Below are 2,191 nucleotides of genomic sequence, written 5' to 3'. Positions count from 1 at the left end.
CAATTATACTTACAAAGATAAGAAACAAAGTCTCAACATTATTTTCAATTAAGTTCCCTATACCGTTCATTTCATCTGTCCCCCTTTTCTTTATGTAATATTGACTTTAATAATACAATCTATTAAGCAATTCCGTAAATGTGTTACAAATTGGCTCAATTGCACTCTCATTTTGTTCTTCATGATTATAAAATATAACTGTTGGTTCATTCTTGTTCTGTCGATAATCAAAACAAATTAAATTTCCAAAAGGATCTCTACCAAAGGGAATCAATTTTTGTATGGCAAATTCAGAAAACATCTTTATATTTAAGTCTTCATCAGTTAAACTAATCAAATCATTGAAGACCGCCTCAATTCTTCCACTATCACAATCAAACGTATTTGGTTCTGGGTAACCTCCATCATTTTCCATTACACATTTTTTATAATCATCGGGAAGGGAAAATCCGAATAAACTTTCTACTTCAACTATTTTATCTTCAGCTAAAGAACCTCCTGAAAAAAGCCACTTTTTTACTCCCATAAATTCATCTCCTAAATCTTTTTTAATTCTCTATTTTTGATTAGCTATACAGCCTATTAATCTCTTTATTTTTAGTCTTATCCCTTTTACAATCTTTGTTATCTCTTATCCATCTTACGTTTTATGTATGCAGCAATTTCTGTTTGTCCGAATTCTTCAGCATATTCATAAGCATTCATATTCGTGAAGTTTTCTCCAGTGTATCTAATTGAAATATCTATTCCTTTTTCAACTAGAAACTCAACTACTTCTTTATGTCCGTCATAAATTGCTCCAAATAGTGGATTTCTTTTTGCTAAACTTACATCCAATTCGGCACCAGACTCTACTAAATATTTTACTATCTCCAAATGTCCCGCTCCTGCGGCCAAATTTAATGCAGAAGCATCAAATGTACCACCTTTTGTATTAATGCCGATTCCTTTATGAATCAAATATTCTACTATTCCAAAATGTCCTTTCTTTGCTGCAACATGTAACCACGTACCAAATGGTGTCATTAAATGTAAAAATTCTGGATTATCACCTATTACACGTTTTACTTCATTAATATCACCAAGCTTAATAGCATTTCTTATAGTTTTATTTATACGTTTATCCTCCATAACATCACCTCCTATATTTCTATTATCTTGTCTAGCTATGTCACTTAAATTTGCAAGAACACCAACTATTCAGCGGAATACCTATAATCAACCTTTACATTTTTTAATCCTTCTATTACATTATTTATTCTTCTCGATAAATCTTTTATTTCCTCTACTGTCAATTCACCTTCTGCCTCTTGAGGGTTAAACATACTTAGCCTCTTTGTTATACCTTCAATACTCCCAACAAAAACCATATGATGATCGACTGTTATTTCTCCTATGGCAGTATCAACTATAACATCTTCAATCTTTCCTAAATTATCAAATTCATCCGCTAGTTTTGCTATAGCATACCTATATCCTCTCCCTTCATCTAACAACTCTTCATACGCCTCCTGAATTGCATTAAATAATTCGTTATACTCCCAATTTTTCATACATCCTCCCTCCAAAAAAATCCCCACGCTTATGTGAAAATAATCTTTCAACACAAATATGAGGACTTCCTTATTTCATTACTATACTTTATACATTTTATGCGTTAGAATCTTCGTCTTTCACTTTATATACCCTATCTCTTTTCTCATCACTTTTGACAAAAATAAGCTTTCCTTCTTTAACAAAACCTTCTAATAGTAAGCATACTTGCCCGTATGCTTTAGGCTTATCAGTTGTGAATCTTTCATCTGATATTTTACCAGCTCGTATTAATTGTTCGCACAGCTCAAGTGCACTTATTTCTTCAGAATTAAGTAATTCTAAAATATCCTTTTGTAAGGGCGATAAAGGTACTGGTATCTCAGCTATCTCCACCTTTTCTTTTTCTTCTTCAAATAAATCTTCAAATGAAATTTGATTCATTACATCTTTTCCTTTCTAACAATTGGTTTATATAACATGAATTGAATCCTATAGGTACGAGAACTTTGAATATTAGCTATTGTTATGTAGTACTTACCTCATTACATGAATTTCAAACTCATGTACATCATTTCATATAGTATGTTTTGATTATACCAAATATACGTTCTGTCTTCTATTGTAGAATTCGTTATAATAAGAATGAAAGTAATTA

At 31.2% G+C, this 2,191-nt stretch carries 4 protein-coding genes; all 4 read right to left on the bottom strand.

Going from position 1 to position 2,191, the window contains the following annotated elements; all coding sequences use genetic code 11:
• Positions 1 to 106: 106 nt before the first annotated feature.
• Positions 107 to 526 (bottom strand): SMI1/KNR4 family protein, encoded by a 420-nt coding sequence (locus AB3X48_RS21420; protein ID WP_016105408.1) that lies wholly within the window; start codon positions 524 to 526, stop codon positions 107 to 109.
• 98 nt (positions 527 to 624) lie between these two features.
• A complete protein-coding gene (locus AB3X48_RS21415; RefSeq protein WP_016105409.1) occupies positions 625 to 1,131 on the bottom strand; it encodes an ankyrin repeat domain-containing protein in 507 nt (168 codons plus the stop codon).
• Between the two features lie 65 nt (positions 1,132 to 1,196).
• Positions 1,197 to 1,553: an Imm3 family immunity protein gene (locus AB3X48_RS21410; RefSeq protein ID WP_016105410.1), complete on the bottom strand. Its 357-nt coding sequence runs from the start codon at positions 1,551 to 1,553 to the stop codon at positions 1,197 to 1,199.
• Positions 1,554 to 1,650: 97 nt separating this feature from the next.
• Entirely contained in the window at positions 1,651 to 1,977 is a 327-nt protein-coding gene (locus AB3X48_RS21405; protein WP_002199919.1) for a DUF3895 domain-containing protein, read from the bottom strand.
• Between the last annotated feature and the right edge of the window lie 214 nt (positions 1,978 to 2,191).

The organism is Bacillus sp. S4, from assembly GCF_040838205.1.
GTDB classification, from domain to species: Bacteria; Bacillota; Bacilli; order Bacillales; family Bacillaceae_G; genus Bacillus_A; species Bacillus_A cereus_U.
This window is presented reverse-complemented; position numbering and strand designations above follow the sequence as displayed.

Excerpts from the sequence above, each read along its gene's own strand:
- AB3X48_RS21420 (WP_016105408.1), bottom strand. The coding sequence starts at position 526 with ATGGGAGTAAAAAAGTGGCTTTTTTCAGGAGGTTCTTTAGCTGAAGAT.
- AB3X48_RS21415 (WP_016105409.1), bottom strand. The coding sequence starts at position 1,131 with ATGGAGGATAAACGTATAAATAAAACTATAAGAAATGCTATTAAGCTT.
- AB3X48_RS21410 (WP_016105410.1), bottom strand. The coding sequence starts at position 1,553 with ATGAAAAATTGGGAGTATAACGAATTATTTAATGCAATTCAGGAGGCG.
- AB3X48_RS21405 (WP_002199919.1), bottom strand. The coding sequence starts at position 1,977 with ATGAATCAAATTTCATTTGAAGATTTATTTGAAGAAGAAAAAGAAAAG.